Here is a 20,988-nt window from a genome sequence, read left to right as displayed (position 1 = left end):
CTCCATTTTATAGCACATCTGAAAAATGTGGATTCATTTTATTGTAAATTAACGATCCTAATAAAAGCATAATAAGAGTAACTATCCAAAAATACAATGTCATTTCTCCGTGTTGCCAAAACCAGCCTTGACTTAAAAAAGACTCACGATATCCTTGTACAATATACATTAATGGATTTAACTTAAACAATAAATGGTACTCTTTCGGAAACTGATTTATACTCCATAAAATAGGTGTTCCCCACATTAACACTTGCAAAACAATTCCAATCAAGTTTGTGATATCTGAAAAGAAAGGCTGAATTGAAGCCGTTATCCATGTAATTCCTGTTAGAATGGCAATCAAGCAGAACAAATAGTATACAATCTGCAGGCTATACAATGATGGGTAAAAACCATAAAGACTTGTCAAAAGAAAAGCTATCCCTATAAAAAAAGCGTGTGTATAAAGATTCGACAATAACTTAGCAGTCGGAAGAACTTTAAAGTTAAAAACGACTTTTTTTACAAGATAACTATAATCGCGGAAACAATTTGTTGCCGATAAGATAGTGTCTGAAAAAAAGAACCATACAATAATTCCCGTAACCAAGTAAACGATAAAAGGAATACTGCCGTCTGTCATCCCCGCCTTCATACCCTTTTCGAAAACGAACCAATACACAGCAATAGTTACCATCGGTGTAAAGAATGCCCAAAAAACCCCAAAAAAAGAGCCTGCATATTTTGCTTTGAAATCATTAACTGAAAACTGAATCAATAATTTTCGATTTTTATACAAATCCCTAAAAAAGGATAGAAAATCTTTAATCATATTATCCCTTCTAAAAATAACGCTGCCGCTGTATATACTTTTTGTAAAGACCAGCGGCAGCAATCATTTAATTGTATCTTACTTATTTCTTCGAATACATCTTATCGTAATATTCCTGATACCCACCGGATTTCACCTGGGCGACCCAGTCTTGGTTGTTCAAGTACCATTCAATGGTCTCAACAATCCCTTCTTCGAAGGTGTAGGAAGGTTCCCATCCCAGTTCCGTGGTAATCTTCGTGTTATCGATGGCATAACGCCGGTCATGGCCCAGGCGATCCTCCACGTGAATTTTTAGGTCATCATTCATTTTAGATGTGTCAACTGTAATCCCCGTGTAAGAATCCGCATCCAGCTTCGCCTTCACATTTTCTAAGATCAAATCGACAATCTGAATATTGGCTTTTTCATTATTCCCACCAATATTATACACTTCCCCTACACGCCCCTGGTGGAGCACGGTATCGATACCGCTGCAGTGATCCTTGACGTGGAGCCAATCCCGAATTTGCATGCCATCCCCATAAATTGGAAGGTTTTTCAAATCCAGTACATTGGAAATCATCAGCGGAATAAGCTTTTCCGGGAACTGATACGGCCCATAGTTATTGGAGCAGCGGGTGATATTCATGGGGAATTTAAAGGTGTTCCGATAAGCCCGCACCAATAAATCCGCACCAGCTTTTGATGAAGAGTAGGGACTATTGGGCTGAATGGGTGTGGTTTCTGTAAACATCCCAGTCTTACCAAGGGCGCCGTAAACTTCATCGGTGGAGACCTGTAGGTATTTTACATCATCCTTATAGGTTGGATAACCATCGGCATCTTTACCCGTCTGCCAGGCATCCTTAGCTGCCGCCAGCAACACCTGGGTTCCCATAATATTGGTCTGTACAAAAATTTCAGGATTCTCGATGCTGCGGTCCACATGGGATTCTGCTGCAAAATTCACGATATAATCAAAGGTGTATTCACTAAATAAGGATGCGATAAAATCGCGATCGGCAATATCACCCTTAACGAAAACATAATTCGGATTCTCTTCAATATCCGCTAAATTTTCTAAATTTCCGGCATAGGTGAGCGCGTCCAGATTAACAATTAAGTAATCGGGATGCTGCTCAAGCATATATTTGACAAAATTGGAGCCAATGAATCCGGCACCACCTGTCACTAAAACTGTTTTCAATGTGTTCTCCTTTATGGTTCTCTAAAATTCCAAGGTATCTTTGATTTCCTTCAGGAAGGGCTGTTTTTGATCCTTGTCTGACAGCAGCAATTCTCCCAGTCCCTCAATGGGCCATTCTACCCCGACATCGGGATCATTCCAACGAATACCACCATCGTATTCCGGAGCGTAGAGATTTGTACATTTATAATTAAAGGTTGCTTCGTCAGTGAGCACCACGAAGCCGTGGGCAAAGCCCTCTGGAATATAAAACATGGTTTTATTATCCGCACTCAAGGTGACGCCTTCCCATTGTCCATAGGTCTTAGAGCCCTTTCGCAGGTCAACACCGACATCCCACACCGCGCCCTGGGTACAGCGCACAAGCTTGCCCTGGGAAAACTTCCGCTGGAAGTGAAGCCCCCGAAGGACACCCTTTTTAGACTTCGATTCATTATCCTGAATAAAAACCATATCAAGTCCGGCATCCTCAAAAACCTTTTGATTGTAGGTTTCCATAAAGTAGCCCCGATCATCCCCAAACACCTGGGGCTTGACGATGACCAAACCATCAATTTTTGTTTTTACAACTTCAATTCCCATTATACCTCTTCCTTTATTAATCGCAACAAATACTGCCCATAGGCTGTTTTTTTCATGGGTTCAGCCAATTTTGCCAACTGCTTTCCGTCGATAAAGCCACGGCTATAAGCAATTTCCTCAACGCAGGAGACATAGAGTCCCTGACGCTTTTGGATGGTTTCCACAAAATTAGAGGCTTCGATCAGGCTGTCGTGGGTGCCGGTATCCAACCACGCCATACCGCGGCTAAACAGTTCAACCTTTAGATCCCCACGTTTTAAGTAGGTTTCATTGACGGTTGTGATTTCCAGTTCACCCCGGGCAGATGGCTTAATGTTTTTAGCGATTTCCACGACATCATTGTCGTAGAAATATAACCCCGGCACGGCAAAATTGGATTTAGGCTTTTCAGGCTTTTCCTCCAGGGAGATGACACTGCCATCCTCCGCAAATTCCACCACGCCGTAGCGCTCCGGATCAGTAACCGGATACCCAAAGACCATGGCCCCATTCTCAAGCTCTGAGGCTGCCTTTAGAGACTGGGTAAAGCCCTGTCCATAAAAAATATTATCCCCTAAAACTAAAGCGACTTTATCCTCTCCAATGAATTCTTCACCAATAATAAAGGCCTCGGCCAAACCATTGGGGGCCTCCTGAACTTTATAAGTAAAATTCAGTCCCAGTTCTTCCCCTGTCCCGAACAACCGTTCAAACATGGGCAGGTCCACTGGTGTTGAGATGATCAGTATATCCTTAATCCCCGCTAACATCAAGGTGGATAAAGGATAGTAAATCATCGGTTTATCATAAATCGGTAATAATTGCTTGGATACCGCACGGGTAATGGGGTATAATCGCGTCCCTGAACCCCCGGCTAAAATAATGCCTTTCATCGTTCTCCTCCTTAAATCTGCTTACCCTTCAGCCAGTCCAGATACTCGACCAGAGCATCCTCCCAGGGTCTGAAGGTGTTGATTCCCAAATCACTGAGTCCCTTGTTTTTTAGTACGGAGTACTTCGGCCTCGGTGTCGGGCTGATATATTCCTCAGAGCTCACTGGATCCACCTGGATACCAATGTTACAGAGCTCAAAAATCTTTTTGGCGAAATCATACCAACTGCATTGACCTTCACAGGTGGCATGATAGGTGCCGTAGGCCTTTGTTTCAATCAGGTTCAAAATTGCTGTTGCTAAGTCCACCGTACTGGTAGGAGACCCAATCTGGTCTGCTACCACGGTAATTTGATCGTGACTTTCTGCTAAACGCAGCATGGTTTTCACAAAATTATTACCATCACCATACAACCACGCCGTGCGAACGATGAAATGCTTTGGTGCAATTTCTGACACATAGGCTTCACCGTGGGCCTTGCTCACCCCATAAACCGTTTGGGGATCAATGGCATCTGTTTCCACATAGGGGCGTTTCTCTCCATTAACCGAGATTCCCTCGCCGTCAAACACATAGTCAGTGGATACCTGAACCAAAACCAGATCCAAGTCCCTTGCGATTTCTGCTAAATTTTTAGGTCCATCCGCATTCACACGTTCTGCACCGATGCTATTGCTTTCACAACCATCAACATTGGTCATGGCTCCGCAATTAATGATAATATCCGGCGCTTCTTTTTGAATCAGCGCCGCAGTCTGTACTTTGTCGGTAATATCCAACTCTGGAATATCATATCCACTATAATCAATACACTTTGCTTGAAGCTGCCGTGACAGCTCCCGGCCCAATTGGCCGTTGCTCCCTGTTATGAATACTTTCATGGCTCTCCTTCTTATAATGCATTTTCGCATAATCCGGTATTATTATACTTTACAGAAGGCTTATTGTCTAATAATTTTCTTAATTTTAAATAAATTGTATCTTTTTTGTATCTTTTTATGCTATTATTATAAAGCTAATTATTTAAGAAAAGAACAAGAAATCAGAAAGGACTTTGTATGACCCTTAAGAAAAAAGTCATTTCAATCATATTGGCCTTACTCATGGTTGTTATTGGCAGTACCGCGGTCTACGGTTTTAGTATCTTTAATAGTATTTCAGGTGCGAGCATTGACGATTCGAAGCTTAGCATCAACAGCCTCCTTGATTCCAACGAAAAGATTTTGAATGTTGCGCTTTTCGGGGTGGATGGCCGGGATGATGTGGATGGCGACCGTTCCGACACGATTATGATTGCCAGCATTAACTTTGAAGCAGGGGACGTAAAAATCATATCCATCATGCGGGATTTAATGGTTCGAATTCCAGAAACAGATTCTAAAAACGTTTCCTACGAGAAAATTAATGCCGCTTATGATTACGGCGGTGCACAGCTGGCCGTCCAAACGCTGAATGAAAATTTTGATTTAAATATCCGTGACTACGTCGTTGTTAATTTTGATTGTCTGGTGGATACAGTGGATGCCCTGGGTGGTGTGGATGTTAATATTTCCAGTGAAGATGTGCTTTATTGGACCAATCAGTACATCTACGATGTCAATGACAAGGTGAAAAAATCTGATCCTTTTATTGAGGGAACGGGCATCCAGCATCTCACTGGTGTACAGGCATTGGCCTTCTGCCGCAATCGCTATAGCGACAGTGACTATGGAAGGACCGAGCGTCAGCGGGAGGTCGTTCAGCAAATTGCTGAAAAGGCCATGAACGTTGACCTGCTGACGGCCATCAACTTGATGGGTAAGGTTTATCCCTATGTTACCTCTTCTTTTACATTACAAGAAATGAGCACCTATGCCCAGGCGTTTTTATCCCTTGAGAACAAAAGTATTCTTAACAGTCGCCTGCCCTTTGATAGCATCAATACCACTGATTTAATCGATGGGGTCTCCTATGTCATTCCCACCACTCTGGCAGATAACGCAAGAGTCCTTCATGGTTATTTATACGGAGATAGTGTGTATGTTCCCTCGGATACCCTCCAGGAAATCAGTCAGCGGATTGTTAATATCACAGGATATAACAGTACTGTCGATTGGACAACCACCACTTGGCAGGATATAGTAAATAAACAAGGCTCAGCCGTTGATGGTGCCACGACGGTCAACGAAACAGCACCCACGGAATCTACTTCCGCTGAACCAACGCCAATTGCTGAATAAATACCGACAGCAGGCCGCCATTGTTATTGGCTGCCTGCTTCTTTTTATTCCTTGCCTTTTTAAATTTAACGCTTTTCAATAATGACTTGTCCCATGAATTGAAAACGTGTTATAATAAAGACACTACATCATAGGAGTATCATCATCATGGACGAATTCAAGAATATTTTAACCTTTGTCTCCGGACAAATTAAAGAGAATCGACTGTTAAATTATGCTGCACAATTATCCTATACCGTTCTTTTAGCCTTCATTCCCCTGATTATGTTGGTTTATAATTTAGTGAATTGGTTTTTCGCAGATTTAAATGACCGGGTATTAAATACCCTTCAATCACTGCTGCCATCCTTTCTAATGCCACTGATTGAAACGGCCAGCCACAACGCCAATGGTCCCCAAACCTCTGCCTGGGGCAATCTTGTTTTCGGGTTTCTTATCCTTTATCTTTCGGTCTCTGCGGTCCGGTCACTCATCATCACCATTACCAAAGTAATGGGCGTCCCTGAAACCCGGAATTACTTAGTCTTATGGGAACTCGGCTTTGTTTATCTCTTGTTTTTCATTGCCCTCTTTTTGGTTTTCATTGCCCTGTATTTATTTACCCAAAAGATCATAACCTCTGCCTTTGAATACATGAGCCTTGGAACACTCCTCATTCGTTATTGGCGCCTTTTTTCCCTTATTCTCATTGCCGCTTATCTGGCATTGACCCTGACCCTGCTTTATATGTATGCGCCGCCCAAACGCCTCTCTTTTCTAAATGCACTACCTGGCAGTATTTTTGTCAGCTTGGGCTGGTTGTGTGTCACCCTTTCTTATGATGGCTTTATTCAGAATTATTTTGATATTCATAGCTTAACCCTTATTTTGGAAGGTCCCTTTTCCTTTATTATTGTTATCTATTGCATCAGCCTGGTTCTAATTTTTGGCAGTGTGGTGAACCTTTATTTTGAAGATACAGGAGGAATCTCCCATGAAAAAAAACTTTAATCTGGAAGCCATCAAAGATTCCGTTCTTTATATCATTGATGATTTATATGATACCGACTTTCTAGGGGTTTGCACCCAGATGGCTTTCTATTTTTTGTTGGCCTTCTTCCCCATGGTTCTTTTCCTCATTAACTTTGTTGGTAAGATTATCGTCCACTTCGATCAGTATCTTTTTGAATTTTTAAGGGCCTATCTGCCCCAATTATCCTACGATTATGTGGTTAATCTGACTGTAATGCTAGAGAATAATATTAAAGAGAATAGCGTTCTACTCCCCATACTGACCTTTATTTTTGCCAGCATGGCCGCCCGGGCTATTATGGTCGGTATTAATCAAAGTTATGGCTGTGAAGAGCGAAGAAGCCTGCCAAAAGTCTGGCTTTTGGCCTTTGCCATCACCCTTCTTTTTGGCATCGCTTTGATTTTGATCGTGACAAGCTATGTCCTGCTCAGTGACGTAAGCACCCATCTTCTGAATGCTTTAGGCTTGGCTGTTGTCAGTGCTTTTTTAACAAAGCTGATTTCCTTTTGTTTAGCCGTATTGATTACCATTCTGGTACTCGACTGTATTTATACCTTGGCTCCCACAAAAAGAAGCTCCTTTAAAGAAAGTCTTCCGGGTGCCATTCTCGCCACGGTTGGAATGCTCATGGTTTTTCGCATTTTCGTCATCTTTGTTGACCATTCTTCCCGTTACACCATGCTCTACGGCAGCCTTGGAGGCCTTTTCGCCCTATTGGTGGCCATTTATTTCATCTGCGTTATCCTAAATATCGGCAGCAAAATAAATGTTTATTGGCAGGATTATTTCAAAAATAGAGAACACTCTGAACAATCGTAAATATAATTGATGTAAAATGAATCATTCGATACCAAAATACGACTTTATATGGTAGAATATCTCTATTGAAGACAATATATTACTATTGTTAAACAACATTTTACCAATATTTAACTCAAGGAGGATAGAAATGGACAGAAAAACCGCTTTACACCTCTTTCATGAAGGGAATTATTTCAAAAGCTATGATTTCTTCGGTGCACACCCCACCAAAACCGGTGTGGTCTTTCGGCTCTGGGCTCCCCATGCCCAGGCTGTATCCCTTGTGGGCAATTTTAATCATTGGGACCCTGAGAGCCATCCCATGATCCTCCTAGATGATTCCGGCGGGGTTTGGGAATTAGTGACCGATCAATTATCCATGGGGGATTTGTACAAATATTGTATCACCCGTTGTGATGGTGAACTGGCCTTTAAGGCTGACCCCTATGGCATCCATTGTGAAGTCAAGCCTAAAACAGCATCGGTTCTCTGGGACCTCAAGGGCTATACCTGGAAGGATCAGGCCTGGCTCTCTTCCCGGAAGAAAAAAGGACAGTCCCCCGGCCCCATCAATATTTATGAAATGCATCTGGGCAGCTGGCGGACCCACGAGGATGGCAGCCTGTTATCCTATGCTGAAATGGCAGAGCAATTAGTCCCCTACCTCAAGGAGCTGCACTATACCCATGTGGAATTTATGCCAGTGATGGAGCATCCCTTTGACGGCTCCTGGGGCTATCAGCTCACGGGATACTTTGCCCCCACCAGCCGCTACGGTACGCCCCAGGAATTCATGGGTTTAGTGGATGCCCTCCATCAGGCGGGAATCGCCGTTATTCTGGACTGGGTTCCCGGCCATTTTTGTAAGGATGCCCACGGACTGTATAAGCTTGATGGTACCAATCTCTACGAAGCAACGGAGCACCCCCAATGGGGAACCATGGAATTTGACTACGCCAAGCCCGAAGTTGTCAATTTCCTCATTTCCAATGCCTACTACTGGTTTGAAGAATACCATATTGATGGCCTGCGTATCGATGGGGTCGCCAGTATGATTTATCTCAACTACGGCTACGATGATGATTACCGCCGGAATAAAAATGGTGGCAACGATAGTCTGGAGGCCGTTGATTTCTTGCGACGCCTAAACACCGCCATCTTCAAAAATTTTCCCTTTGCGATTATGTCGGCGGAAGAATCCACAGCCTATCCCATGGTCAGCTGGCCTGTAGATCAGGGCGGCTTGGGCTTTAATCAAAAGTGGGACATGGGCTGGATGCACGACACCCTCTCTTACATGGAAACCGACCCCTATTGCAGAAATGACTTTCACTCCAAACTTACCTTTTCCATGGCCTATGCCTTTAGCGAGAACTTTGTTCTCCCTTTATCCCATGACGAAGTTGTCCATGGCAAAAAATCAATTGTGGACAAAATGTTCGGCTCCTACGATATGAAGTTTGATCAATTCCGTTTACTCTATGCCTACATGTATTTCCATTCAGGAAAGAAGCTCTCCTTTATGGGGAATGAATTTGCTCCCTTTACAGAATGGCGTTATTATGAATCCCTGGAATGGTTTTTACTGGAATATGACAAGCATCAGGCTACCCAGACCTATATCAAGGCCTTAAATAAATTTTACGCCAGGGAAAAGGCCCTTTGGGAAAAAGACCATGGCTGGGATGGCTTCCAGTGGATTGATGCGGATAATGCCGGCCAAAGTATTCTTATCTTTAGACGTATGGGTAATCAGCCGAATGATGATCTCATCATCCTCATCAATTTCTGTCCCCAAGCTTACACGGACTACCGTATTGGTGTGCCTGAGGATAAAACCTACCGCTTGGTCTTTAATAGTGATGAGGCCCAATACGGCGGAACGGGTTTTAAAATCAAAAAAACTGCCAAGGGGACAGATCAGCTCCCCTATCATAATCAACCCTGCAGTCTGACGCTGAATATTCCACCGTCAGCTGCCCTTGTGCTAAAACCTGTTGTTCCAAAATCTACTGGCAAAAGCCGTAGTCGAACAATGGTTAAAAATACATCCAAATCCCCTTCTAAAGGGACACGGAAACACTGAAAGGATAAGTAATGACAAAAAAAACACACACATTAACTGGAAAAGCACTTGCCAAGGAAAAAGCCGATTTCAAGGATGCCTTTATTAAAAAGGTTGAAGAGGTTTCTGGTGAAAAATTTGCTGAATCCTCCACTCAAAACCAATATGATGCTCTGGCCGAACTGGTCATGGAGACCATCTCTGCGGAATGGCCAGAAAATAACAGCCGTAACCGCACCAATCCGGATAAGCAGATTTACTTCTTTTCCATTGAATTCCTCATTGGCCGCCTGCTGCGCTCCTATATTAATAACCTGGGATGGGATGTCATCGTCCCCGATGTCCTGGGTGAGCTTGGACTGGACTATGAAAAAATTCAGGAGCGGGAGCACGATCCGGCCCTGGGTAACGGGGGATTAGGTCGTCTGATGGCCTGTTTCCTGGACTCGACGGCTGCCATGGATTTTCCTGGCCACGGCAACGGTATTCGATACAAATACGGCCTGTTCCAGCAGAAAATTGTGGATAACGAGCAGGTTGAAATTGCCGATAATTGGCTGCGCAACGGCTATCCCTTTGAAATTGCCAAACCCGAAAAATCGGTTATCGTCAAATACAAGGGGGATGTCCGCACGGAAATGGTCGGTGAAAAAATGGTTTTCATCCACGAAAACTACGAACCCGTCCTGGCCGTTCCCTACGATGTCCCCATTAAGGGTTATCATAATGACACCGTAAACTCCCTCCGTCTCTGGAGTGCCCAGCCCGTGGAGGATTTCGATTTGAACACCTTTAACCAGGGCCATTTTATCAAAGCGATGCAGCGTAAATCCGAAGCCGAAGCCATCAGCCAGGTTCTCTATCCCAGCGATAACGGCTTTGAAGGACAGCAGCTGCGATTGAAGCAGGAGTACTTTTTCGTCTGTGCCGGGCTGAAGCGCATCGTCCGCCGTTACAAAAAGCATAACAACGGTTCAATGGATAGTTTTGCCGATAAGATTTGTATCCATATTAACGATACCCACCCCGCACTCTGCGTTCCGGAGCTCATGCGGATTCTTATTGACGAAGAAAACTATGAGTGGGACGATGCCTGGAACATTACCGTAGGCGCCATCAGCTTCACCAACCATACCGTGCTTCCAGAAGCACTGGAAAAATGGCCCATTGATATGCTAAAAGAACTGCTTCCCCGGGTCTATCAAATCATAGAAGAAATCAACCGACGTTTCGTCAATGATATGAACTGGTTCTATCCCGATCAGGAAGCCCGGAATTACAACATCTCCATCCTTAAGGATGGTCAGGTCCACATGGCCCACCTTGCCATTATCGGAAGCCATTCTGTCAATGGTGTGGCGGCACTCCATAGTAAGATCCTCCGGGAAGAAACCTTTAAAGATTTCTACGCCGTTTTCCCGGAACGCTTTCACTCCGTGACCAATGGGGTGACTCCAAGACGGTTCCTCATGGCGGCAGATGCGGATCTGAAGGACCTCATCACTGATACCATTGGGGATTCCTGGACCGAAGCCAATAACCTGTCCGCCTTGGAAGCCCTTCTGCCCTATGCCAATGACGGGGCCTTTAAAAACAAGCTGGCCATGGTCAAACGTCAAAATAAGGAACGCTTCGCCCGATACGTCAAAGAACACCAGGGAATTAGCCTCAATCCGGACTCAATTTTCGACATTCAGGTTAAGCGAATCCACGAGTACAAACGCCAGCTTCTCAACGCCCTGCATATTATGCACCTGTACAATAAGCTGCGTTCCAACCCCAATGCTGATATTGTTCCTAAAACCTTTATCTTTGCTGGCAAAGCGGCACCTTCATACTATTATGCAAAGGAGGTTATTAAACTCATTAACGTCTTGGCCCACAAGATCAATCATGATCCACAAATGGGCGATAAGCTCAAGGTGGTGTTCGTCCCCAACTTCAATGTCTCCAGTGCAGAAATCATCTATCCAGCTGCCGAAATTTCTGAACAAATTTCCACCGCGGGTAAAGAAGCCTCTGGGACTGGTAATATGAAGTTCATGATGAACGGCGCTCTGACCCTGGGGACCATGGATGGTGCCAATATTGAAATTGCGGAAGCCGTCGGCATGGACAATGTGTTCACCTTTGGCCTGTCCGATGTCGAAGTCGCTGGTTTTAATGCCCACGGAGGCTATCGCTCCCTGGATATCTACGAACAAGATCCCCGGGTACAAGAGGTTATGAATCAGCTCATTAATGGCTTCCTGGATGGTACTACCTTCCAGAGTATTTATGATTCCCTGCTGCTCCATAACGATACCTACTTCGTACTGAAGGATTTTGCCTCCTACGCCGATATCCAGGAGGTATCCAGCCAAGTGTATCGGGATCAGACCCGATGGTTATCTATGTCGATTATCAACATCGCCAAATCGGGTATTTTCAGCAGTGACCGTTCCATTGCAGACTATCAAAAAGAAATTTGGAAAATTAAAGAATAGGGAGGAAGCAACATGAATACGGAATGTGTAGCAATGCTTTTAGCTGGTGGACAAGGAAGCCGTCTTGGATCTTTGACCTTTAACAACGCCAAACCAGCCGTCCTGTTTGGGGGGAAATATCGTATCATCGATTTTCCCCTGAGTAACTGCATGAATTCAGACATCGATGTTGTCGGGGTACTCACCCAATACCGCCCCTACATCCTTAATAACTATATCAGTGATGGGAGCGCCTGGGCCTTGGACAAAGTGGGTGCAGGGGTCCGTATCCTTCCCCCTTACATGGGACAGAAGGGTGGCCGTTGGTACAATGGTACCGCCGATGCCATTTATCAAAACATTGACTTCATTGACCAATTCAACCCCGAGCATGTTCTTATTTTATCCGGTGATCATATCTATAAAATGGACTACTCTAAAATGATCGCATTCCATAAGGAACGGGCGGCCGACCTGACCATCGCCGTAATGGATGTTCCCTGGGAGGAAGCCAACCGTTTCGGGATTGTCTGCACCAATGACGATCAGCGCATCCAGGAATTCCAGGAAAAGCCCGATGAGCCCAAGAGCAACCAGGCCTCCATGGGGATTTACGTCTTTAGCTGGCCGGTCCTGCGCAAGGCGCTTATGGACGATGCCGAAAATCCGGAATCTGAAAATGATTTTGGGCACAATGTCATCCCCATGCTTCATGAAGAAAAGAAACGACTCTTCGCCTATACCTTCTCCGATTATTGGCGGGATGTCGGAACGATTCAAAGCTATTTTGATGCCAATATGGACCTACTGGACGAATCCTGTAATTTTGATTTAAGTGATCGGAATTTCCGAATTTACTCCAATAACACCAGTCGGCATCCCCAATTCATTGGACCGGATGCCAAGGTCACCCATAGCCTCATCTGTGATGGCTGCGTTATTTTTGGTGAGGTGGAGCATTCCATCATTTCCCACGATATTATTATCGGGAAGAACACAGTTATCCGAAATACGATTATCCACACCGGTGCGGTCATCGAGGATGGCGCCTATCTGGAAAACTGCATTGTGGGCTCCCGGGGTGTCGTGCGGGGTGATACCCGAATTTTGGCCACAGACAGTGATAACCCGTCGGAAATCCATGTCATTAATGGTTAAGTTAAAGGGGGATACTCAAATGAAACGAACAATTGGATTTATTTTAAACATTGACGGTGACAACACCGACTTGAATGAACTGCTTCAGCACCGCAGCATCAGCACCCTCCCCTTTGGCGGCCGCTACCGGCTCATCGATTTTACCTTGTCCAACATGGTCAATTCCGGCATCAACCACATCGGGGTGGTGGGCTCCCATAAATACAGCTCCCTCATCGATCATCTCGGTACAGGGAAGGAATGGTCCCTCAGTCGTAAGACCCAAGACCTTTCGATTTTAGCTGGCAGCAACAGCGTCCGCTTTGGCAATTATATCAAGATCAGCGTTCGAGATCTCTACAATAACCGGAGTTTTCTGGACCGCTCAGATGTGGATGATGTCATTATTTCAGCACCAAACCTCATCACCAGCTTTGACTTTAACCCAGCCTATAAAATTCATAAGACCAACAACAGCGATGTTACCCTGATCTTCAAAAAAACCATTCCCTCCTTTAGCTTTAACGACAACGATGCCTTCGTCAGCTTTGACAAATATCGGGTGACGGATATCACCTATAAGTCCGAGGGCATGACCGATCATTGTTATGCGGATATGCTGATTATTAAAAAGGATATTCTCCTGAGCCTTTTGGATACCGCAGGACGGCTGGGGGAATGGGATCTGATGGATGCCATCCGCAATAATCTCGATACCCTTAGGATTTTCGGTGCCCCACACATTGGCTACATTAATCGGGTCCATAACCTGCAGAAATACCTGGAGTCCAATATGGATCTACTGGATTTTGACATTATGAAGGCATTATTCCTGGGTGATAATCCCATTTATACCAAGATTAAAGATAATCATCCCACCTTGTATGAAGATGGCTCCCTGGTTACTAACTCCATTATTGGGTCTGGGTGTCAGATTGACGGAGATATCCATAAAAGCATTGTCTTCCGGGATAGCCGTATTGGACACAATTGTGAAATTACCAACAGCATCATCATGCAAAAAGCAGAGATTGGGGAAAATGTCAAGCTTAAATACGTCATCTTTGACAAGGATGTTAAAATCCGGGATAACGCAACCCTCATTGGAACCAAAGACAATCCCATTATTTTACGAAAAGGGAGGAGAATTTAATCATGGATAAGCTTAAGGTATTATTTGCCGCACCAGAGTGTTACCCCTTTGCCAAAAGCGGCGGCCTGGGTGATGTGGTGGGTGCCTTGCCCAAGGCCTTTCCCAAGGATGAGGTCGATATACGGGTCATTCTCCCTAAATATGCCTGTATCCCAGAAAAATATAGTAAAGAATTCAAGCTATTGGATATTTTCTACGTAACCATTGGCCGCACAGACCAGTACGTCGGTATTCAGAAATACCGGATGGACGGTGTAACCTATTACTTTTTGGATAATGAGTATTATTTCAAACGTCCTGAGCTTTATGGGTACTACGATGATGGGGAGCGCTTCATCTATTTTTGCCGGGCGGTTCTGGAGGCCATTCCTTACATTGATTTTTATCCGGATATCCTCCATTGCCACGACTGGCAAACCGCACTGATTCCCTATCTTCTAAAGGAGCAATATCAGTGGCACTATCTGAATACCCGCAGTATTTTTACCATCCACAATATGAAATACCAAGGGCTCTATGGCTTTGATGATTTACAACATCTGCTGAATTTCGATTATTTCCCGGCCGCAATGGAATACTATAAAAAGATCAATTTGATGAAGGGGGCGCTGTACACCTCCGATTTAGTGACCACCGTCAGCCCCTCCTACGCCGAAGAAATAAAGGATCCCTTTTACGGCGAAGGTCTGGATGGCGTCATCCGGGATATAGCAGACAAGGAAGTGGGCATCCTAAACGGTATCGACGAGAAGGAATACAACCCCCAAACCGATCCTGCCATCTATGTGAACTATACCCGCTCCCTGAAAAAGAAAACCGAAAACAAGCTGGCCCTTCAGGAGGAACTGGATTTACCAGTTACCGCCAATAAGCCCATGGTTGCCATGATTACCCGTCTAGTGGAACAGAAGGGGTTAGATCTGGTGGCAGCGGTCATCCATGAAATTTTGCAGATGGATATCCAGCTGGTTATTCTGGGAACTGGTGATCCGGCCTATGAAAACATCCTGCGGGAGGTGGCCTACACTTATCCGGATAAAATGCGCACTATCATTGATTTTAATGAAGGCCTCTCCCGGAAAATTTATGCCGGTAGTGATTTATTCCTCATGCCCTCTAAATTTGAGCCCTGCGGCCTTTCCCAGATGATTGCCATGCGCTACGGCAGCATCCCCGTCGTCCGGCAAACCGGGGGCCTTAAAGACACGGTCCAGTATTTCAACGGGGACACTGGAGAAGGCAATGGCTATGGCTTTGCCACCTATAACGCCCACGATATGCTTTACACCCTCCAGGCCGCGGTCGGTCTGTACTACGACTATCCGGAGCTTTGGAAAACTTTAGTAAATAATGCCGCAAAAACAAACTTTGATTGGTCCCAGTCCGCCCAAACCTATCTTTATTATTACAAAAAGGTTGCCGGTAAGCTGGTTTGATTAACTTCCGACATAATTCCTGGGATTTAGCATTCCGCGAGCCCTTCGGAGCCCTTCCGACGGGCTCGCTTGTTACCATCAAAGTGTATGCCGAAGATGCCGCCAACATTAAACTGCGGACCTATTATCAAAATACAGAGCGTTACTTCGACATGCAGCCCACCGATCCAGGATCAGACATTTATATCTGTAAACTTCCCTTGCCCGAGCAGCCTGATCTGCTTTGGTACGACTTTCGATTCGATTCTGGTGGACAAACCTATACCTACGGCACCCAGGGTGACCACTTAGGGGGAGAGGGGCAGATTTATGAAAGCTGTCCCCCCTCCTTTCAAATCACCCTTTATGAACAGTCCCATGAGACGCCTCGCTGGTATACCGATGGCATTATGTATCAGATCTTTCCCGATCGTTTTGCCAGGGGGAGTACCTATCAGCCCACCTATTTTCCCCATGCCATGGTTCATGGCTGTTGGTCCGATTCCCCCCATTATTTCCGGGGCAAGGATGGTTCCATTGACTACTGGGATTTTTTTGGCGGGAATTTAGAAGGAATTACCGAAAAGCTGGACTATTTGTCTAGCCTCCATATCAGCATCCTCTATCTGAACCCCATCTTTGAAGCCCGGAGCAACCACAAGTACGATACTGCTGATTACACCCGAATTTCACCGGAATTTGGCGATGAAGCCCTTTTTAAAACCCTCTGCGCCGAAGCCGAGAAGCGGGGCATCCGTATTATTTTAGATGGCGTTTTCAACCACACTGGGGATGACAGTATCTATTTTAATCGCTATGGGCACTACCCGGCAGTGGGGGCCTACGAATCCCTGGATTCACCTTACCATAGCTGGTATCGCTTTTCAGAATTTCCGGATGTCTATGAATCCTGGTGGGGGATCACCTCCATGCCCAATGTGGAGGAGCTGGACACCAGTTACCAGGATTTTATCTTTAAAGGGCCAGACTCAGTGATTCGCCATTGGGTACGGGCCGGGGCCTCGGGCTGGCGCCTGGATGTGGCTGATGAGCTTCCCGATGATTTTATTGTCGGCCTGAAAAGGGTTCTTGTCGAAGAAAAACCGGATGCCGTCCTCATCGGAGAAGTCTGGGAGGATGCTTCCAGAAAAGTGGCCTACAACCAACACCGCCGGTATTTCATGGGACAGGAGCTGGATGCTGTGATGAATTATCCTTTTCGGGATACCTTTATTGAATTTTTCACAGGCCAAATCGATGCCGGGGCTGTCGGCCGCCAAATGATGGCCTTGTATGAGCATTACCCCAGACGACAATTTATGGGTAACATGAATCTCATTGGGTCCCATGACCGCACCCGGATCTTAACCCTGCTGGGTAACCCACCGACCCTAAGCACTGAAGCAGAAAAGGAAGCCTTTTCCTTATCTGCCACCCAGTATCAACTCGCCCTCAAGCGGTTAAAGGCTCTGGCTTTGCTCCAGATGACCTTCCCTGGGGTTCCATGTATTTATTATGGGGACGAGGCCGGATGCCAGGGCTTTGAAGATCCCTTTAACCGGGGAACCTATCCCTGGGGACAGGAAGACGAGGAGCTGCTGACCTGGTATCAGTCCATTACCACCATTCGAGCGGAGTATGAGGCTTTTAAACACGGGCGATGGTACCCCTTACACTCTGAGCCCGATGTCTTTGCCTTTGTGCGCAGCCTTGTGGGAGATGCCTTCCTCTGCCTGTTCAATCGGAACAAACGGGCCTATATCCCCTTTGAAAATCCTGATTTAGTGGGGCGGCTGGGGACCAATCTCCTCACCGGAGAAACCCAGTGCATGAACAAAATTCTCCTCCATCCCCTGGAGGGTGTTATTTTTAAGCTGGACGGCGACGATACCCCTATTCGCCCCCTCTTAAAATAAAAATAGGGCGATCACATTAAAAACAGCTATACGCTATTTCCCTGTGACCGCCCTATTTATTTTTTATCAGCTCAATTATAATTCCTCGTAGACGATATTTTCTTCAAAATCATCCGCGACTACCCGGCCATGTTGATCAAGATAGGCACGATAGGCCGCTTCTTCATTGTCACTTTCCAGTCCAGCACTAACGAATTCGTTGTTTGTTCGGTCACAATAATAAACAGCCTTGGGATAAACCACGACAATCTCATCAAACCGGTACTGTTCATTTTCCCATCGCAATTCCACCTCGTGCTTTTCCTGGCAAAAAGGACAGAACGTCATCTTTAATTCCATTGTACACCCTCATTTCGGAAATCTATTGCTTCATTCTAACCGATGCCCAGCCGCGGTGGTCAATATAAAATCCAGCTGGCTTAATTTAGGCTTCTGTATGGGGGTCGGTCTCTGCCCCTTCTGCTGCTGACCCTTCTGCATCCTCTGTGGATCCCCCTTGGGATTCCTCTGTATTCTCATCCCCAGGCTCAACCACCGTGGCCTCTTCAACGGCATTGGGGGCACCGCATTCCGGACAGAATTTTGATTTAACCGGAATAACGGCCCCGCAATGGGCACAGAGTTTTTTCCCTGGGTCCAGGGGGTTTTCGGCTGCGGCTTTTATTGCGGCAATCCGAGCTTCCATTTCGTCAATGTTTTCTTGTATTTCAGCAATTTGGTCGAAGTAAGCTTTCACTTCATCATCTGGAGTGCCGTCTTCAGAAATCTTTTTATAGTAGTATTCTCCGATTTTTTGTTCCGCTTCAGTGATAATTTTTCGTTGGGCCATAATCTTAGTGACAAGTTTCGTCGCCTCCAAAGTTCCACTGGTTTTTTCACCAACATTTTTAGCGAAATCATTTAACGTATTAAGTAATGCCATGATTATACCTCCATATTGTTTTGATTTATATTACTATTATAATAACATAAGATTAAAATCCACTGTAAATTTTCGCCTTTTCAACTGACAGTTTATGGGAAATGTCTGGTATTTACCGCCATACGTATACCTTTTTATTATTTAAGTTTACATACTTTGCGCTGTATGCTATAGTATAAAAAACAATCATAGCGAGGTATTGTATATGACAGAAAAACATCACTCCTCAATCAAAACTAAAAAAATGGTGCTTTGTGCCCTTTTTGCGGCTTTGGTTGCTATTGGCGCCTTTATCCAGATTCCCGTTCCAAATCTGGACTATTTTACCCTCCAGTTCTTTTTTGTTCTACTGGCCGGTATGCTCCTCGGCCCTCGTCTTGGGCCCCTTTCCATTGCTGTGTACGTCGCCATTGGACTACTGGGCATTCCTATTTTTGCCGCCGGCGGCGGACCAGCCTATATCCTGCGCCCCAGCTTTGGATACCTCCTCGGCTTTATTGCCGCAGCCAGTGTTACCGGTTTGATTGCTGGTCAAAGTGACTCCCCCCATTTCAAACATCTCCTCATCGCCAGTCTTGGCGGATTTCTCATCACCTATGGCATTGGGCTGACCTATAAATATTTCATTTTGAATTTTTATATGGGAGAGCCCATGCCCCTGGGGTTAATCTTTTTGTCCGCCTTCCCCCTGGATATTCCCGGGGATCTGGTCCTTTGCCTCATTGCCTCCCTTGCAGGCACCCGGCTGATTCCCCTCCTTCGGAGGTCTGTCAATGCTTAATACCCTAACCCAAAAAATTTTAAAGGGCGGACAGGTTACCCGTCAGGAGGCTTCCACCCTATCCCAGGTCCCATTGAATCATCTGGCAGATGCCGCCACACAACTGCGAAAGCACTTTTGCGGTAATACCTTTGATCTCTGCACCATTGTTAGTGGAAAGGGAGGCCATTGCTCTGAAAACTGTAAATTCTGTGCCCAATCCAGCCATTACGAAACCAGTGCAGAAGTCCATCCCCTTTTAGACACCCAGACCGTTTACGACACGGCCAGGCATTGTGGGGATCAGGGTATCCTGCGCTTTTCCAATGTTACCGCCGGACGCCGTCTCTCCCCCCAGGAGGTGGAAGTCGTCGCCGCCCAATACAAAGCCATCCACGCCGACCTCCCCATTAAGCTCTGCGCCTCCCATGGCCTTTTAGAAACTGAGGATTTTAAAAAACTGAAGGCTGCCGGTGTCACCCGCTACCATAACAACCTCGAAACCTCCCGTGAATTCTTTCCCAAAGTCTGTAGCACTCACAGCTACGATGATAAAATCAGAACCATCAAAGGGGCTAAAGAGGCTGGTCTTGAGGTGTGCAGCGGTGGTATCTTTGGCCTGGGTGAAACCCTGGAAGACCGTCTGAATATGGCCTTTACCCTCCGAGAGCTTGAGATTACCTCGGTCCCCATTAATATTTTAAACCCTATTCCCGGCACGCCGCTGGCAGAGCAGCCCCTATGCTCCGGGGATGATGTTCTGCGCAGTGTATGCCTTTACCGCTTCATCCTTCCAAATGCCGCCTTGCGTCTGGCTGGCGGCCGGGGGCGCCTTTGTGATAAGGGGGAGAGACTTTTTGCCACTGCCGCCAATGCTGCCATCACCGGAGATATGCTCACCACCGACGGTATTGATGTCAAAAGCGATCAGGCTATGCTGGCCCGTTTAGGCTATGTCATTGGAGCCCTCTAATGGGAAAAACTCTTTTTATTGCCGGAACAGGAACAGATGTGGGTAAAACCTATGTCAGCGGTCTGCTTCTAAAGGCCCTTCTGGATGCGGGTATCCAGGCCTCCTATTACAAGCCCGTTCTTAGTGGTGCCCTTTCCCGAGGCGGTCGATTAATTCCCGGAGATGCGGTCCAGGTTTGTCAGATGGCAGGGCTTCACCACGACCCGGGTGACTGTGTAAGCTACTGCTTTGAACCGGCCCTGTCCCCCCACCTGGCGGCCAAGGAATCGGGCGAAACCATCGAGCTTTCAAAAATACAAGGGGACTTTGCCACCCATAAAAAAAACACCGATACCCTCGTTGTAGCCTACATTCCCGTCTTACATCACGAGGAACGACGATGTTGAAACGTCGAAACCCGCATAGAATAAGGAATAAACAGCACTTTGGACTTGAATTGAAGCTCGTTATGTGATATAATGAAAGAAACACGTAACGAGGTGACGGAGATGTCAATTGTCCATCAACACGATAAACGCAGTGGAATCACTTACGTCTATGAATCAACATCCTATTGGGATAAGGAAAAGAAGCAAGGGCGTTCGCATCGAAAGCTTATTGGCCGACTCGATCCTGAAACTGGTGAGGTGGTTGCGACCGATGGCCGTGGCAAACGCCGAGGACAGGCAAAGCAGATGGATGCACCACCACCAG

At 45.8% G+C, this 20,988-nt stretch carries 19 protein-coding genes and 1 pseudogene; 13 read left to right on the top strand and 7 right to left on the bottom strand.

Annotated features, from left to right (window positions below; genetic code table 11):
* Window positions 1–7: 7 nt before the first annotated feature.
* The 5 genes from BLW33_RS10635 to rfbD all read right to left on the bottom strand — a co-directional run bounded on the left by BLW33_RS10635 (window position 8) and on the right by rfbD (window position 4,338).
* Window positions 8–814, bottom strand: a complete 807-nt coding sequence (locus tag BLW33_RS10635) for an ABC transporter permease (RefSeq protein WP_090308644.1) — start codon at window positions 812–814, stop codon at window positions 8–10.
* Window positions 815–896: 82 nt separating this feature from the next.
* On the bottom strand, window positions 897–2,003 hold the full coding sequence (rfbB, locus tag BLW33_RS10630; RefSeq protein WP_090308642.1) for a dTDP-glucose 4,6-dehydratase: 1,107 nt from the start codon (window positions 2,001–2,003) through the stop codon (window positions 897–899).
* A 21-nt stretch (window positions 2,004–2,024) separates the two neighbouring features.
* Entirely contained in the window at window positions 2,025–2,585 is a 561-nt protein-coding gene (rfbC, locus tag BLW33_RS10625) for a dTDP-4-dehydrorhamnose 3,5-epimerase (protein WP_423230249.1), read from the bottom strand.
* Entirely contained in the window at window positions 2,585–3,457 is an 873-nt protein-coding gene (gene rfbA / locus BLW33_RS10620) for a glucose-1-phosphate thymidylyltransferase RfbA (protein WP_090308638.1), read from the bottom strand. The genes rfbC and rfbA overlap by 1 nt, the downstream gene beginning before the upstream one ends.
* A gap of 11 nt (window positions 3,458–3,468) precedes the next feature.
* Entirely contained in the window at window positions 3,469–4,338 is an 870-nt protein-coding gene (rfbD, locus tag BLW33_RS10615; RefSeq protein ID WP_090308635.1) for a dTDP-4-dehydrorhamnose reductase, read from the bottom strand.
* A gap of 177 nt (window positions 4,339–4,515) precedes the next feature.
* On the opposite strand from rfbD, the gene BLW33_RS10610 reads away from it, so the two are divergent.
* From BLW33_RS10610 to BLW33_RS10570, 9 genes are all read left to right on the top strand, one after another.
* Entirely contained in the window at window positions 4,516–5,676 is a 1,161-nt protein-coding gene (locus BLW33_RS10610; protein WP_090308633.1) for an LCP family protein, read from the top strand.
* A 147-nt stretch (window positions 5,677–5,823) separates the two neighbouring features.
* Entirely contained in the window at window positions 5,824–6,666 is an 843-nt protein-coding gene (locus tag BLW33_RS10605) for a YihY/virulence factor BrkB family protein (RefSeq protein WP_090308631.1), read from the top strand.
* Complete coding sequence (locus BLW33_RS10600; protein ID WP_090308628.1) at window positions 6,650–7,507, top strand: YihY/virulence factor BrkB family protein; 858 nt, start codon at window positions 6,650–6,652, stop codon at window positions 7,505–7,507. Before BLW33_RS10605 ends, BLW33_RS10600 begins: the two co-directional genes overlap by 17 nt.
* Window positions 7,508–7,637: 130 nt before the next feature.
* Window positions 7,638–9,575, top strand: a complete 1,938-nt coding sequence (gene glgB, locus BLW33_RS10595) for a 1,4-alpha-glucan branching protein GlgB (RefSeq protein ID WP_090308626.1) — start codon at window positions 7,638–7,640, stop codon at window positions 9,573–9,575.
* An 11-nt stretch (window positions 9,576–9,586) separates the two neighbouring features.
* The gene (locus BLW33_RS10590) at window positions 9,587–12,040 is read left to right on the top strand and encodes a glycogen/starch/alpha-glucan phosphorylase (RefSeq protein ID WP_090308621.1); all 2,454 of its coding nucleotides are present in this window, start codon (window positions 9,587–9,589) and stop codon (window positions 12,038–12,040) included.
* 12 nt (window positions 12,041–12,052) lie between these two features.
* Window positions 12,053–13,177: a glucose-1-phosphate adenylyltransferase gene (locus BLW33_RS10585; protein ID WP_090308618.1), complete on the top strand. Its 1,125-nt coding sequence runs from the start codon at window positions 12,053–12,055 to the stop codon at window positions 13,175–13,177.
* A gap of 19 nt (window positions 13,178–13,196) precedes the next feature.
* Window positions 13,197–14,309 (top strand): glucose-1-phosphate adenylyltransferase subunit GlgD, encoded by a 1,113-nt coding sequence (glgD, locus tag BLW33_RS10580; RefSeq protein ID WP_090308616.1) that lies wholly within the window; start codon window positions 13,197–13,199, stop codon window positions 14,307–14,309.
* Between the two features lie 2 nt (window positions 14,310–14,311).
* Window positions 14,312–15,745, top strand: coding sequence for a glycogen synthase GlgA (gene glgA, locus BLW33_RS10575; RefSeq protein ID WP_090308613.1), 1,434 nt, complete (start codon window positions 14,312–14,314; stop codon window positions 15,743–15,745).
* A gap of 83 nt (window positions 15,746–15,828) precedes the next feature.
* A complete protein-coding gene (locus BLW33_RS10570) occupies window positions 15,829–17,640 on the top strand; it encodes a glycoside hydrolase family 13 protein (RefSeq protein ID WP_242911659.1) in 1,812 nt (603 codons plus the stop codon).
* A 75-nt stretch (window positions 17,641–17,715) separates the two neighbouring features.
* Here BLW33_RS10570 and BLW33_RS10565 read toward each other — a convergent pair whose 3' ends face one another.
* Both BLW33_RS10565 and BLW33_RS10560 read right to left on the bottom strand, forming a co-directional pair.
* Entirely contained in the window at window positions 17,716–17,979 is a 264-nt protein-coding gene (locus tag BLW33_RS10565; RefSeq protein WP_090308610.1) for a hypothetical protein, read from the bottom strand.
* An 85-nt stretch (window positions 17,980–18,064) separates the two neighbouring features.
* On the bottom strand, window positions 18,065–18,562 hold the full coding sequence (locus tag BLW33_RS10560; protein ID WP_090308608.1) for a zinc ribbon domain-containing protein: 498 nt from the start codon (window positions 18,560–18,562) through the stop codon (window positions 18,065–18,067).
* Window positions 18,563–18,767: 205 nt separating this feature from the next.
* Between BLW33_RS10560 and BLW33_RS10555 the strand changes: the two genes are divergently transcribed.
* The 4 genes and pseudogenes from BLW33_RS10555 to BLW33_RS10540 form a co-directional block, all read left to right on the top strand.
* Window positions 18,768–19,343, top strand: a complete 576-nt coding sequence (locus BLW33_RS10555; protein WP_090308605.1) for a biotin transporter BioY — start codon at window positions 18,768–18,770, stop codon at window positions 19,341–19,343.
* Window positions 19,336–20,295 carry a biotin synthase BioB gene (bioB, locus tag BLW33_RS10550; protein ID WP_090308602.1) on the top strand — a complete coding sequence of 320 codons (960 nt, stop codon included), beginning with the start codon at window positions 19,336–19,338 and terminating at the stop codon, window positions 20,293–20,295. The genes BLW33_RS10555 and bioB overlap by 8 nt, the downstream gene beginning before the upstream one ends.
* Window positions 20,295–20,681 carry an ATP-dependent dethiobiotin synthetase BioD gene (bioD, locus tag BLW33_RS10545; protein ID WP_090308600.1) on the top strand — a complete coding sequence of 129 codons (387 nt, stop codon included), beginning with the start codon at window positions 20,295–20,297 and terminating at the stop codon, window positions 20,679–20,681. The genes bioB and bioD overlap by 1 nt, the downstream gene beginning before the upstream one ends.
* Window positions 20,682–20,753: 72 nt before the next feature.
* Window positions 20,754–20,988: pseudogene (locus tag BLW33_RS10540) on the top strand (hypothetical protein); the annotation flags it as partial.

Source organism: Eubacterium aggregans, from assembly GCF_900107815.1.
GTDB lineage: Bacteria > Bacillota > Clostridia > Eubacteriales > Eubacteriaceae > Eubacterium_O > Eubacterium_O aggregans.
The sequence above is the reverse complement of the archived record's forward strand: the minus strand, read 5'-3'. Positions and strand labels throughout refer to the sequence as shown.

Coding starts and splice junctions, on each gene's coding strand:
- BLW33_RS10635 (WP_090308644.1), bottom strand. CDS start 814: ATGATTAAAGATTTTCTATCCTTTTTTAGGGATTTGTATAAAAATCGA.
- rfbC (WP_423230249.1), bottom strand. CDS start 2,585: ATGGGAATTGAAGTTGTAAAAACAAAAATTGATGGTTTGGTCATCGTC.
- rfbA (WP_090308638.1), bottom strand. CDS start 3,457: ATGAAAGGCATTATTTTAGCCGGGGGTTCAGGGACGCGATTATACCCC.
- rfbD (WP_090308635.1), bottom strand. CDS start 4,338: ATGAAAGTATTCATAACAGGGAGCAACGGCCAATTGGGCCGGGAGCTG.
- BLW33_RS10610 (WP_090308633.1), top strand. CDS start 4,516: ATGACCCTTAAGAAAAAAGTCATTTCAATCATATTGGCCTTACTCATG.
- BLW33_RS10605 (WP_090308631.1), top strand. CDS start 5,824: ATGGACGAATTCAAGAATATTTTAACCTTTGTCTCCGGACAAATTAAA.
- BLW33_RS10600 (WP_090308628.1), top strand. CDS start 6,650: ATGAAAAAAAACTTTAATCTGGAAGCCATCAAAGATTCCGTTCTTTAT.
- glgB (WP_090308626.1), top strand. CDS start 7,638: ATGGACAGAAAAACCGCTTTACACCTCTTTCATGAAGGGAATTATTTC.
- BLW33_RS10590 (WP_090308621.1), top strand. CDS start 9,587: ATGACAAAAAAAACACACACATTAACTGGAAAAGCACTTGCCAAGGAA.
- BLW33_RS10585 (WP_090308618.1), top strand. CDS start 12,053: ATGAATACGGAATGTGTAGCAATGCTTTTAGCTGGTGGACAAGGAAGC.
- glgD (WP_090308616.1), top strand. CDS start 13,197: ATGAAACGAACAATTGGATTTATTTTAAACATTGACGGTGACAACACC.
- glgA (WP_090308613.1), top strand. CDS start 14,312: ATGGATAAGCTTAAGGTATTATTTGCCGCACCAGAGTGTTACCCCTTT.
- BLW33_RS10565 (WP_090308610.1), bottom strand. CDS start 17,979: ATGGAATTAAAGATGACGTTCTGTCCTTTTTGCCAGGAAAAGCACGAG.
- BLW33_RS10560 (WP_090308608.1), bottom strand. CDS start 18,562: ATGGCATTACTTAATACGTTAAATGATTTCGCTAAAAATGTTGGTGAA.
- BLW33_RS10555 (WP_090308605.1), top strand. CDS start 18,768: ATGACAGAAAAACATCACTCCTCAATCAAAACTAAAAAAATGGTGCTT.
- bioB (WP_090308602.1), top strand. CDS start 19,336: ATGCTTAATACCCTAACCCAAAAAATTTTAAAGGGCGGACAGGTTACC.
- bioD (WP_090308600.1), top strand. CDS start 20,295: ATGGGAAAAACTCTTTTTATTGCCGGAACAGGAACAGATGTGGGTAAA.